We start from the raw sequence: 12,969 nt of genomic DNA on the forward strand, positions 1-12,969 counted from the left end.
TGTCACAACTATCAAACTATGAGGTGAACTTACGAAATGACGATCAAAAAGAAGCTTATCGTATCCACAATCGCAGCAAGCATGGCGGCAACCGCATTCGCAGGTATTCCGTTGAGCAGCAAGGGATTGGCAGAAAAGCTGGGATTTAATAATACGGCTTACGCGGCAGCGGCATTCCCAAGCACGGGAATCGTAGATTATGCGAACAAGCTTCGCGCGGCGCTTGCAGCAACTGGCGGCCTGGATGAAGTGCAAGCTCTTCGCACGGCGCTTCAATCGCTGGACACAAGCGAACTGAAATCTATTGCAAGCCCGATTACAAGCAAAGTGACAACGAAGCTTGGCGAATCCTTCGATGAGAATGCTCTTGCTGATCTCGTTTCCGATGTGATTTCGATTACTTACGATCCGAACCTGACCGAATTAGAAAGAATCCGTAATACCGATAAATACCGTGCGGTTCTGGCTCAACTTGGGGTAGGTGCTGGTTTTACTCCAGAGCAAGTAGATGACGTAACGGTCGATCAAGTGGCACAATATTTCTTCACTCTGCAAGAAAAATTAGCCGGTATTCTGAAAAATATCCCTACTGAGCAGCTTATCGCGGCGCTGAATGATCCTGTTAAGAGAGATGCTCTGATCCAACAAGCTCTGGTAGCTTTGTCCGATGAGAAGCTGGTTGTTCAAGATATCTTTGATGCTTACGGCATTACGACGGCCGACCTGAAAAGCGTTGTAGCAAACGCTCAAGGAAAAGTAGAGAGCACAGTGGTTCTTAAAGCAGCTACAGCACTTTATGGCGCTTACCTGAAAATGAACGAAACGACTACCCCTGGCGGTGGCGGCGTTATCGGCGGCGGAGATACAGGTACGGTTGAGATTCCGAAAGCTGTTACGGATCTCATCGACGACATCAAGAAAAAGCTTGCAAATGCAACGGACGCTGAGAAAGCGGCAATCCTTGCAGAAGCGGTTCAAAAAGCAACTGCGCTCGTAACGAAGCTGTCGACATTTGATCTGTCTAGCGACGTGAAAGTATCGAACGGTCAAGCTTCCGTGCAAGTAAGCAGCTCGTCCGTATTGTCCGCTATCGCGGGTATCGGCGAGATCCTGAAGAACGTGAAAGCACTGGCTCCTGGCGTTACGGTTCCGGCACCTGTTCTGAACCTTAACCTGGGCAATGTTGCGCAAGACGATGTGAAGATCGGACTGAACGATGCCGTTATCCAAGAAGCAATCAAAGCGGGTCTTGGCGGCATTAACCTGACGGTTAACGGCCTGAGCGCAACGCTTCCGGTTGGCGGTCAATTCAACGGTCCGGTTGACTTCAACATCAACAAATCGAAAGCTGATTCCTCGACAACCGGCGAACGGAAAGCAGCTTCCGACGTATATAGCTTCGGCCTGACGATTGGCGGCAAAACGGTAACTTCCTTCGAACAGCCGGTTAAGGTTTCCATTCCTCTCGGTAACGTAGACGGCGTGGACAAAGAGCTTCTGTCGCTCGCGAAGATCGTTGACGGCAAGCTTGTATTCCAAGGCGGTACGGTAGAAGGCAACCTGATTGTGGAGCATCGCGATACGTTCTCCCAATACGTTGTTGTTGAGAACAAAGTAAGCTTCACGGACATCGCTTCCGTAGAGTCGTGGGCTGGCCGTGCAATTGAAGTAATCGCTGCGAAAGGCGCCATCGAAGGCAAGAAAGCCGGCGTATTTGCTCCGAAAGATAACGTAACCCGTGCAGAGTTCGCGAAAATGCTGACTCGTGCTCTTGATATCGATAACAGCTCCGCGAAAGAAAGCTTTGCGGACGTGAAGGATACGGACTGGTCCGCACCTTATATCGGCGCAGCGGCTAAGCTTGGCATTATCCAAGGCCGTTCGGCTTCGAAGTTCGATCCTAACGCGCAAATCACTCGCGCAGAGATGGCGACTATGATTGCTCGCGCATTGAAAGTAACGAAAGGTGCTCAAGACGTAACGGACGTGACTGCAGCACTGGCAGGCTTCAAAGATGCTGGTTCGATCAGCGCTTCCCTGAAAGCCGGCGTAGCCTTCGCTTCGAAGAACGGCATCGTAATCGGCAACAACGGCAAATTCTCGCCGAATGCTTCCGCAACTCGCGCTGAAGCTGCGGTTATGATCTACCGTGCAGTAAACTTTAAGTAATGAATAGGGCTTATGACCTTCCTCTCAGATGCAGCAGTTGGGAGGAAGGTATTTTTTCGCTAATTTATAACAAAAGTTGGTTTATTTACAAAATTTGTCTACAAATATTAGGTCTAACGTAATACAATCATCATAGGCAACTAGGCATTCAGGAGGGGGCTAATAGTGTCCGAGGAACTAGACTTAAGAGAGTACTTCCTTATCGTGAGGAAGAGATTGCTGCTTATTGTTATTTTTGTACTTGTATGTACCGTTGCATCGGGTGTGTACACCAAGATATTCAAGGACCCCATCTACGAGGCATCTACCAAGATCGTCGTGAACCGCACGAATGAGTCCTTAGCCGTGGGAGCATTGGACATCAACGCAATCAACTCCAACATCAAGATGATCGAAACCTATAAAGAAGTCATTAAGACGCCGGCGATTCTTGGAAAGGTTGCTGAGAAGTATCCGCAGCTGGGCTTATCCGCCAAGGAACTGGCCAAGAAGATCAAGGTTAGCTCTGTAAACGACACGCAGGTTATGACTCTGGCTGTACAGGACGTCTCCTATCGCCAGGCCGCTGAGATCGTTAATGCCATCTCGATTGTCTTTCAACAGGAAATTCCTAATATTTTTCAAGTTCAGAACGTATCCATCCTGAACGAAGCGATATTGGATGACCAGCCTGCACCGGTATCGCCGAATGTCACGCTGAACATTATCATCGCTTTTGTCGTGTCCCTTATGATTGCGGTTGGTATTGCGTTCCTGCTGGAATACATGGACGACACGATTAAGACGGAAGCCGATGTCGAGCGTTATCTGGGTCAGCCAACTCTGGCCATGGTTGCGAGGGTGGAAGCAAGCGAATTCCAGACGGGATCTTCACGAGCAGAGAACAGACAAAAGGCAGGAGGGCTGGAGAATGTCACAATCGGAGAATAAACGCCGCCTGATTACCGTCGCCAACCCGCGTTCGCCGGTATCGGAGACATACCGTACGCTTCGGACGAATATCGAGTTCGCTGCGATTGATTCCGCCATGCAGGTCATTATGGTATCTTCTGCAGGACCAGGCGAAGGCAAGTCTACAACCATTGCCAATCTGTCCGTAGCCTTTAGCCAGTCCGACCGCAAGGTTGTTCTGATTGATGCCGATATGCGCAAGCCAACGGCTCATAAGACGTTCCAGATCTCGAACCGGTTCGGCTTGTCGTCCGTCATCTCCCAGCAAAGCACCCTGCAAGAGGTTATCCAAACGACGGATGTTCCGAATCTGGACGTTATTACAGCGGGACCGATTCCTCCGAATCCGGCAGAGATGCTGGCATCGAAGCGGATGACGGCCCTGTTGGATGAGCTTCGTACGATGTACGACATCGTTCTGGTGGATACGCCGCCACTCTTGGCCGTAACGGATGCGCAGATTGCGGCAACGAAGAGCGACGGGGTTGTTCTTGTTGTCGATCAAGGCCGGGTGAAGCGCCAGTTCGCGCAGAAGGCGATTCAGAATCTGCAGAACGTCAATGCCCGCATTCTTGGCGTCGTACTCAATAACGTGAAGCGCCGGTCGAATGAAGAGGCTTATTACTACTACTATAGTGCTGATGTGAAGTAGGGAGAGCGGCTACAACCACCGCTCAAGGTAAAGTCTGCTGCACCTTTATCACTGCAGGCACTCGGTCACGCTGTGGGTTTTACAAGCAAACCTTAGGCATTATTGCCAGGGGTGTGATGTGAGGAGGGGTTAAATGCCCCTAATTTATAACTAAATGTTCGAGCTATGTTTTTCTGCCGAAGAAAGACATAGCTCGTATATTTATACGCAATAGTTATCCAATATCCACCACATACATAGACAAAAAATAGAGAGAGAAAAAGAAAGAAAAGAGAGGGAACAAAACATGACGAAAGTGAAAAAGGCCATTATCCCGGCCGCAGGCCTTGGAACCCGGTTCCTGCCCGCGACCAAAGCGATGCCCAAGGAAATGCTGCCGATTGTAGACAAGCCCACGATTCAGTACATCGTGGAAGAGGCAGTCTCATCGGGAATCGAGGACATTATTATTGTGACCGGCAAGGGCAAACGAGCAATCGAAGATCACTTCGACAGCGCCTTTGAACTGGAGCACAATCTGATGGAGAAGGGCAAGCTTAAGCTGCTCGACGAAGTGCAGAAGTCCTCGAGAGTCGATATTCATTATATCCGCCAGAAGGAAGCGAAGGGTCTTGGGCATGCCGTATGGTGTGCGCGCAACTTTATCGGAGACGAGCCGTTTGCCGTGCTTCTTGGAGATGACATTGTGGATTCCAAGGTTCCATGCACGAAGCAGCTGATGGACCAGTTCGAACAGACGGGCAAGTCGGTTATTGGCGTGAAGCCGGTTCCCATGAATGAGACCGAACGTTATGGCATTGTGGAATACAGCGAGAAGAACGGGCTGTTAAGCTTGGTAGATCGTTTTATCGAAAAGCCGGCACCGGGAACAACGGAATCGAATCTTGCGATTATGGGCCGTTATGTTCTCACTCCGGATATTTTCAAGTTCCTGTCCAAGCAAGAGAAGGGTGCCGGCGGCGAGATTCAATTGACGGACGCCATCCAGAAGCTCAATGAGTCACAAGGCGTGTACGCCTATGAGTTCGAAGGCAGACGATACGATGTAGGCGAGAAGCTAGGTTTTATTACGACAACGCTTGACTATGCCTTGCGTAATGAGTCCCTTAAGGGACCGCTGCTGGAGGCTATGAAGGGAATTTTAGAGCGGGAGCTTATCCATAAATTCAAGTAAACAGGGGGAGACAACAGCATGGCGTTATCGCCTCTTCGGAAAGAATCCGAGATGACTATAGACAGCCATTTATCTATTGCTCAACGTGTTCAAGCCAAGACAAGAAGCACGAAACGCACTTATCTGATGATCAAGCGCATGATGGATTTGGTTGGCGCGGCATGCGGGATCCTATTATTATCCCCGTTGCTGCTGGTAATTACCCTGCTGATTAAGCTGGAGAATCCGAAAGCACCGGTGTTCTTCTATCAGACGCGGGTGGGCATTAATGAGAAGAAATTCCGGATGTACAAATTTCGGTCCATGGTCCCGAACGCCGAGGACTTATTGAAGGACCTCTTACATAAGAATGAGATAGAAGGTGCCATGTTCAAGATGAAACATGACCCGAGAATTACAACCGTTGGAAGATTTATTCGACGGACCAGCATTGACGAGCTTCCTCAACTGTGGAACGTCGTTCGCGGCGAGATGTCGCTTGTTGGCCCGCGTCCTCCTCTTCCAAGAGAGGTTACCGAATACAGCAGCTATGATAAACTCCGCCTTCGCGTGAAGCCAGGCTGTACCGGACTGTGGCAGGTAAGCGGCCGGAATGAGCTGAGCTTCAAGGAAATGGTGGAGCTGGATCTTGAGTATATAGAGAAACGAACTGTGTTATTTGATCTACGGATTATCGCAAAGACAGCTAAAGCGATGGTGGGATCGGATGATGCGTACTAGGAGAAGGAGTGGATAGAGAGTGGAACTGAATTCGAAAATTTTTGTAGCAGGACACAGAGGGCTGGTAGGCTCGGCAATTCTAAGAGCTCTCGAAGAGAAAGGTTATACCAATCTGGTCTATCGCACCCGTGCTGAACTCGATCTGCTCGACAGAGATCGGGTTCTTTCTTTCTTCGAGGAAGAAGGCATTGAGTATGTATTCCTGGCGGCAGCCAAGGTTGGCGGTATTGTCGCTAACAATGAGTATCCGGCGGACTTCATCCGAGACAATATTATGATTCAGACGAATGTCATCGATGCCGCATACCGCAACAACGTGAAGAAGCTGTTGTTCCTGGGTTCAACTTGCATCTATCCGAAGTTCGCGCCTCAGCCGATGAAGGAAGAATACTTGCTGACAGGTGTACTTGAGCCTACGAATGAGCCTTATGCCATCGCGAAGATTGCCGGCATTACGATGTGCCAATCCTACAACCGCCAATACGGAACGAAATACATATCCGTTATGCCGACCAATATGTATGGACCTAACGATAACTTTGATCTGAAGACTTCTCATGTCCTTCCTGCCCTTATTCGCAAGTTCCATGAAGCGAAGCTGAATCGCTCTTCCGAGGTGGAAGTATGGGGAACGGGAACGCCACGCAGAGAATTCCTCCACTCCGACGATCTGGCCGATGCTTGTCTCTTCTTGATGAATACCTATGAAGAGAACGAGATCGTAAATATCGGTGTTGGTGAAGATATTAGCATTAAGGAACTGGCTTATTTGATAAAAGATGTAGTTGGATATGAAGGCGAAGTTGTATTCAATACTTCTGCACCGGACGGCACTCCGCGTAAGCTAGTAGACGTTACGAAGATTAACGGTCTTGGCTGGAAAGCAACGATTCCTCTTGAAGAGGGGATCAAGGCTGTTTACGAAACCTTTCAGAAGGAATATCTGGTACGGCAATAATATTGAAGAGAGAGATTATAGGGAGTGGAAACGATGGCGAAGCGCGCATTAATTACAGGTGTAACAGGACAAGACGGTTCCTATTTGGCAGAGCTTTTATTGGAGAAGGGTTACGAGGTTCACGGTGTGATCCGCCGCAGCTCCTCCTATAACCAAGAACGTCTGGAAGATCTTCTTACAGAAGAAGAGGCGAGATCCATTCTTAACAACCAGAACTTCCATCTTCATTACGGCGATGTTACCGATGCTCTTAACATTACACGCTTAATCGGTGAGATCCAGCCGGATGAGATTTATAACCTCGCTGCGCAATCGCATGTACGCGTATCCTTCGATATGCCTGGCTATACGCTTGATGTTGACGGGAAAGGAACACTGAACATTCTTGAAGCAGTCAAATTCCTTGGCCTTACGGAGAAGACTCGCGTATACCAAGCCTCCACTTCCGAGCTTTACGGCAAAGTTCAAGAGGTCCCTCAGAAAGAGACAACTCCATTTTATCCTCGCTCTCCATACGGCGTTGCGAAGATTTATGGCTTCTGGATTACGAAAAACTATCGCGAATCCTATAATATGTTTGCGGTTAACGGCATTCTGTTCAATCATGAGTCCGAACGCCGCGGTGAAACGTTTGTTACCCGGAAAATTACGCTTGCTGCAGCGCGTATCGCACAAGGTAAACAGCAGAAGCTGATGCTTGGCAACCTGGACTCTCTTCGTGACTGGGGGTATGCGAAGGATTACGTAGAATGCATGTGGCTGATCCTTCAGCATGATAAACCAGAGGATTTTGTTATCGCTACAGGCGAAATGCACTCGGTTCGTGAATTTGTGGAGCTGGCCTTTAAGCATGTGGGTATTCAAATTGAGTGGCAAGGCAACGGCGTAGAAGAGAAGGGCATTAACAAGAAGACAGGTGAAGTCATTGTTGAAGTAGATCCTACCTTCTTCAGACCGGCAGAAGTGGATCAATTGCTTGGCGATCCAACAAAAGCTAGAACGCTGTTGGGTTGGAATCCTACAAAGACTTCCTTCGAAGAGCTTGTAAGCGTCATGGTGAAATACGACATGGCCAAAGTAAGCTCAGAAGAAGGCAGCAGAAAAATGTTCGATGGGGTGCTAGTGTAGGGCATGACAACCGAACCGAATTCAAATAAGAAGCTGCTTATCTATGCTCACTATTATCACCCGGACGTCGCATCCACCGGCCAGATCCTGAAGGAACTGGCCGAAGGGATGCTTGATTCCTTTGATATAACGGTTATTTGCGTGGTTCCTTCGTATACAGGCAGCGTAGCTCCAGAGTATAAGACCAAGATGTTCTACTATGAAGAGATTAACGGTGTGAAGGTGCTGCGAATCCGCGTGCCGGAATTCAGCAAGAACAATAAGATGAGCCGAATCAAGAACATTCTGGCTTATTTTGTTGGGGCCATGCTGGCTACCTTCAAGGTAGGGAAGATGGATTATGTATATTCCATCTCGCAGCCGCCTGTCCTTGGCGGACTTATTGGGGTATGGGGCAAGTGGATGAAGCGGGCCAAATATATCTACAACATCCAAGATTTTAATCCGGAGCAGACCATGGCAGTTGGATACAGCAAGAACAAGCTTATTCTCAATGCCATGTTGTGGTTCGATAAATTCAGCTGCAAATGCTCGGATAAAGTCATTGTAGTTGGCCGAGATATGGTCGAGACCATGAAACACCGATTTAAGGGTAAGAAGATTCCGAATCATTCCTTCATTAATAACTGGATCGACGAGAAGGAAATTTATCCTTTGCCGTCTGACCATGAACAAGTGGTTGCCTTTAAGAGAAAGTATGGTTTAGAGAATAAGTTTGTCATCATGTATTCCGGAAATATCGGTCTCTACTATGACCTTGAGAACATGATGCCTGTCATCGAGAAATTCAAGGATAGAGACGATGTCGTATTTGCCTTCATCGGTGAAGGTTCTGTTCTGAAGGACTTGGTTGCTTATAAAGAAGAGCATGAGCTTAACAATGTAACTTTTATTCCTTATCAGAAAAAGTCGGATCTTATCTATAGTCTTAATGCCGGCGATGTACACTGGTGTATTAATGCCAAGGGTATTAAGGGAGTGTCCGTTCCAAGCAAGTTGTACGGGATTATGGCAGCTGGGAAGCCGATATTGGGTGTCCTCGAACAAGGCTCCGAAGCTCGACTTATTATTGAAGAAACGAAGTGCGGCTATGTAACGGAACCAGCAAACTATGGTGAAGTTGAGGCTATTATTGAGAAGTTCATAAGCGAGAAAGACACCAATATTCCTGCTGAAATGAGCAAGCGCGGAAGGGCCTTCTTGGTTAAGAATCTGACGAAGGATGTATCGATTAGCAAATATATTCAAGAAATCAGTATTTAACGAAGCTGAGGTTATTCATATGAATAGTAATTGGTTTAAGATTTTAATGAAAGCAACTAAGGTTAGATACGGGAAAAACTTATTGTTGAAGGGCATGCCGGTAATCTTCAACAAGTCTGGGGCGGAGCTTATAATCGGCGATAATGTAACGATTAATTCGTCATTCCTATCTAACCTGGTTGGCTTGTATCAGCGAACGATAATTGTAACACGCACAGCAGATGCAAAGATAAGAATAGGTAATAATGTTGGAATTTCCGGGGCTACGATATACGCACGTAAAAGTATTCAAATAGGTGATAACACATTAATTGGTGGTAATACAAAGATTATCGACAATGACTTTCATCCGATTGACCCGATTGTGAGAAGGATTACTCCTAATGATCATATGGGTGTTCGGCCGATCGAAATCGGAGAGAACGTATTTATTGGCTGCAACTGCCTAATCCTAAAAGGTACAAAAATAGGCGATAACGCTGTAATTGGTGCAGGAAGTGTAGTTAGCGGAGAGATCCCAGCTAACTGTGTAGCTGCTGGTAACCCTGTTAGAGTGATTCGTCATTTAGAGATGAATGAAGTGAAGGTAACGCTATGAAGAAGAAAAAAGTTTGTTTTATAGCGCAGTTCCCGCCACCCCTTCATGGTTTATCAAAAGCAGTTGATACACTATATCATTCCGATCTAATGAATGAATTTGATTTAGAAAAGATAGATATCACCAATAATAAAAGGATTTTACAAAGTATAGTAGCGTTGATTAGAAGTAAAGCAGATCTATTTTATTTTACAATTAGTCAAACAAAACCAGGGAATATACGTGACTTAATTCTTTTAAAGCTTCTCCGAATCTTCAAGAAGAAGTGTATTGTTCATCTACACGGGGGGTACTATAGACAACTAGTAGATAACGATATGGGGTCATTGCAGAAGAAATTAAATTTCAACGAAATTGGGAATGTTCAGGGTGCAATTGTCCTGAGTGAATCACTAAAGTGTATTTTCAAGGGAATGATGCATGAAAATAAAATTCATGTTGTTCCTAACTGTGTAGAAGACGAATACCTAATGCCTGACGAAAAATTTGATGAAAAAATTCAGCAAGTCACTCATAAGAAAGTTCTTCATATGCTCTATTTAAGTAATTTCATTAGAAGTAAAGGATATGCTGAAGTGTTGGAATTAGCCCACTTAGAGAAAACTAGATGCCATAATGGTGGAGAACAAAGACTCCATTTCAATTTCGCAGGAAAGTTTTTTGAAGATAGCGAGAAAGAGCATTTTTTCGAGACTATTAACAAGCATGGTCTTGAAGAGTTTATTACATATCATGGTGTTGTCAGCGGTGAGGAGAAAATTAATCTATTAAGTAGTAATGATATATTTATCTTGCTTACACGATATCCCAATGAAGGGCAGCCAATATCTATTTTAGAAGCTATGGGGAATGGAATGATGGTTATTACAACTGACCATGCCGGCATTCCGGATATCGTTGAGAATCAATTAAATGGAATCGTTTGTAGCAAAGAAATGACCACGCAAGACATATATGATCTAGTTAATAAACAGGATAAACCAAGCCTTCAAAAGATGATGTTAACAAATAGAGAAAAAGTTAAATCCGGGTTTAGAGAGAAGCAGTATGTTGAAAAAATAAAATATCTGTTTAATATGCAATAGGAAAGTTATCAGGATCTTCTGAACGATAATAATCAAGATAGAATGAGGGAAATAAATGAAAGTATTGCATATTTGTATGTGTGGTCCTGTATCAGACGGTTGGAACTATCAAGAGAATATGCTTACTAAATATCACGTTAAATTAGGTAATGATGTTACGATGCTTGCCCCTCAGTGGGCCTGGGGAAATAACGGGAAAATTGTAGAGTGTAAAAAAACGGAATATATAAACAATGATGGTGTAAGAATGATTCGCTTACCAATTCAAGGTAATAAGGATATTAATTATCGCTATAAAAAATATACAGGATTTTATGAATCTATTAAAAAAGCAGTACCAGATATTATCTTTGTACATAATGTTCAATTTAGAGATATTCTTAAAGTTGTTAAGTATGCAAAGAAGAATTCAGTAATAGTTTATGTAGATAACCATGCTGATTTCTCCAATAGTGCTAGATCGTTTATGGCGAAAGTATTCTATAAAACTGTGTGGAGCTATTTTGCCAAAAGGATCGAACCCTATACAAAAAAGTTTTATGGTGTTCTTCCCTCAAGGGTTCAGTTTATTAAAGAGGTTTACCGTATTAGTCCAGAAAAAGTTGAGCTCCTTGAGATGGGAGCAGATGATGATATAGTTGTTGAAGCCTCCGGTTCAGAGAGTATAAAGCTTATTCGTGAAAAGTACGATATTACAGAGAATGATTTTTTAATTGTTACTGGCGGCAAGATAGATGAGTTTAAAAGACAGACTTTATTATTAATGGAGTCAATTTTAAATATAAAGAATGCAAAGATTAAACTGATTGTATTCGGTTCAGTTGCTGATAGTCTTAAAGAAGAGCTATTTACACTTTGTGATAATAAGAAAGTTCAATACGTTGGCTGGATAAACTCCGAAGAATCGTATAAGTATTTTGCAGCAGCAGACTTGGTTGTCTTCCCAGGTAGACATTCGGTTTTTTGGGAGCAAGTTGCAGGTCAAGGTATACCAATGATATGCAAGTATTGGGAAGGAACAAACCATGTTGATTTAGGTGGGAATGTTGAGTTTCTTTCTAATGATTCAGTTGAGGAGATTACCAATAAAATTATTGAAATTGTGTGCGATGAAAAAAAATATAAAAAAATGAAAGTGGCTGCAGAGGATAAAGGTAAAGAGGTATTCCTTTATAAGGGAATTGCTAAACGTGCTATTGAGATGTAATTCAGGAGTGGAATATATGAGGGTATTATTTGTAGATAATAAGTTAACAGGACATCATGTGTCCTATATGAAGAAATTGAGTGAAAGCCAAGAGATCACGGCTTTTTATTTTCTTCCTGAAGAGATTATTGGTTTAACCGGCCCTCAAAAAATCATGAAGAGTGATCCAAACAGTTTAAAAGGATATCTAAAATGGATTAGAGAAGTAGCTGAAGTTGCAGCAGAGTATAAAGTTGATCTCGTTCATTTTTTATATGCAGACGCCTTGTATAAAGGGTTTGGGATAGGTTTGCATAACTTAAAAAAATATACAGTAGTAGCAACTTTTCATCAAGTTCGAAGAAGTTTCTTAAGAGATTTAAGTAGAAAGATGATATTTAAACAAATAAGCTGTGGAGTGGTACATACCGATAAGTTACAATCGCTCCATTTACAAGATGGTATTAGAAATGTAACAAAAATTGAATATCCAAAGTTTAATGCGTTAATTGAAATTTCTAAAATGAGAGCAAGAGAATACTTCTCTATCCCACAAGATATAAATATGTTTTTAGCATTAGGTGGGACTCGTTTTGATAAAGGCTTGGATTTGATGTTAGAGGCATTCTCTAATATAAAACTGCCGTTTCATTTATTAATTGCTGGAAAGGAAGAAACATTTACTAAGACATTCATTGAAGAAAAGATCTCTGCTTACAGAGATAAGGTATCTGTGGTCTTGAAATTTCTTTCTGAAGAAGAGATGAATCTTGCATTGTCAGCTTGTGATGTAGTGGTACTGCCATATAGGAAAATATTTGACGGCGCTAGTGGCCCATTAGCCGATGGTGTGTGGAATCGAAAAATTATACTGGGATCCAATCACGGAAGTCTAGGGGACATTATTGAAAGTAATCAATTAGGTCTTACTTTTATTTCTGAAGATACTGAGGATCTACGAAACAAGATCATATCTATACTGCAAGATAAAATAAATTGGAATGATAAGTCGGAAAATTATCGAATGAGTCTTGATCCTGATAATTTTCTAAAGTCTTATGAAGAAGTGTATTTTAGCAAGTAAC

The 12,969-nt window shown here is 44.0% G+C and carries 12 protein-coding genes; all 12 read left to right on the plus strand.

Features of this window, described 5'->3' with window-relative positions; genetic code table 11:
• Window positions 1-36: 36 nt before the first annotated feature.
• The 12 genes from FHT67_RS13105 (at window position 37) to FHT67_RS13160 (ending at window position 12,968) form a co-directional block, all read left to right on the plus strand.
• A complete protein-coding gene (locus FHT67_RS13105; protein ID WP_167198765.1) occupies window positions 37-2,169 on the plus strand; it encodes an S-layer homology domain-containing protein in 2,133 nt (710 codons plus the stop codon).
• Between the two features lie 165 nt (window positions 2,170-2,334).
• Complete coding sequence (locus tag FHT67_RS13110; RefSeq protein ID WP_132311323.1) at window positions 2,335-3,099, plus strand: YveK family protein; 765 nt, start codon at window positions 2,335-2,337, stop codon at window positions 3,097-3,099.
• A complete protein-coding gene (locus FHT67_RS13115) occupies window positions 3,080-3,772 on the plus strand; it encodes a CpsD/CapB family tyrosine-protein kinase (protein WP_132311321.1) in 693 nt (230 codons plus the stop codon). Before FHT67_RS13110 ends, FHT67_RS13115 begins: the two co-directional genes overlap by 20 nt.
• A gap of 286 nt (window positions 3,773-4,058) precedes the next feature.
• A complete protein-coding gene (galU, locus tag FHT67_RS13120) occupies window positions 4,059-4,946 on the plus strand; it encodes a UTP--glucose-1-phosphate uridylyltransferase GalU (protein ID WP_132311319.1) in 888 nt (295 codons plus the stop codon).
• Between the two features lie 18 nt (window positions 4,947-4,964).
• A complete protein-coding gene (locus FHT67_RS13125) occupies window positions 4,965-5,666 on the plus strand; it encodes a sugar transferase (RefSeq protein ID WP_167198767.1) in 702 nt (233 codons plus the stop codon).
• Window positions 5,667-5,685: 19 nt separating this feature from the next.
• Window positions 5,686-6,624 carry a GDP-L-fucose synthase gene (gene fcl, locus FHT67_RS13130; protein ID WP_167198770.1) on the plus strand — a complete coding sequence of 313 codons (939 nt, stop codon included), beginning with the start codon at window positions 5,686-5,688 and terminating at the stop codon, window positions 6,622-6,624.
• Window positions 6,625-6,657: 33 nt separating this feature from the next.
• Entirely contained in the window at window positions 6,658-7,752 is a 1,095-nt protein-coding gene (gene gmd / locus FHT67_RS13135) for a GDP-mannose 4,6-dehydratase (RefSeq protein WP_167198773.1), read from the plus strand.
• Between the two features lie 3 nt (window positions 7,753-7,755).
• Entirely contained in the window at window positions 7,756-9,015 is a 1,260-nt protein-coding gene (locus tag FHT67_RS13140; protein ID WP_167198776.1) for a glycosyltransferase family 4 protein, read from the plus strand.
• A complete protein-coding gene (locus FHT67_RS13145; protein ID WP_243867143.1) occupies window positions 8,975-9,613 on the plus strand; it encodes an acyltransferase in 639 nt (212 codons plus the stop codon). Before FHT67_RS13140 ends, FHT67_RS13145 begins: the two co-directional genes overlap by 41 nt.
• Entirely contained in the window at window positions 9,610-10,698 is a 1,089-nt protein-coding gene (locus FHT67_RS13150) for a glycosyltransferase family 4 protein (RefSeq protein ID WP_167198781.1), read from the plus strand. The genes FHT67_RS13145 and FHT67_RS13150 overlap by 4 nt, the downstream gene beginning before the upstream one ends.
• 55 nt (window positions 10,699-10,753) lie before the next feature.
• Window positions 10,754-11,905: a glycosyltransferase family 4 protein gene (locus tag FHT67_RS13155; RefSeq protein ID WP_167198784.1), complete on the plus strand. Its 1,152-nt coding sequence runs from the start codon at window positions 10,754-10,756 to the stop codon at window positions 11,903-11,905.
• Window positions 11,906-11,921: 16 nt separating this feature from the next.
• Complete coding sequence (locus FHT67_RS13160) at window positions 11,922-12,968, plus strand: glycosyltransferase family 4 protein (protein WP_167198787.1); 1,047 nt, start codon at window positions 11,922-11,924, stop codon at window positions 12,966-12,968.
• Window position 12,969 lies beyond the last annotated feature (1 nt).

The organism is Paenibacillus sp. BK720 (assembly GCF_011761545.1).
Lineage (GTDB): Bacteria > Bacillota > Bacilli > Paenibacillales > Paenibacillaceae > Pristimantibacillus.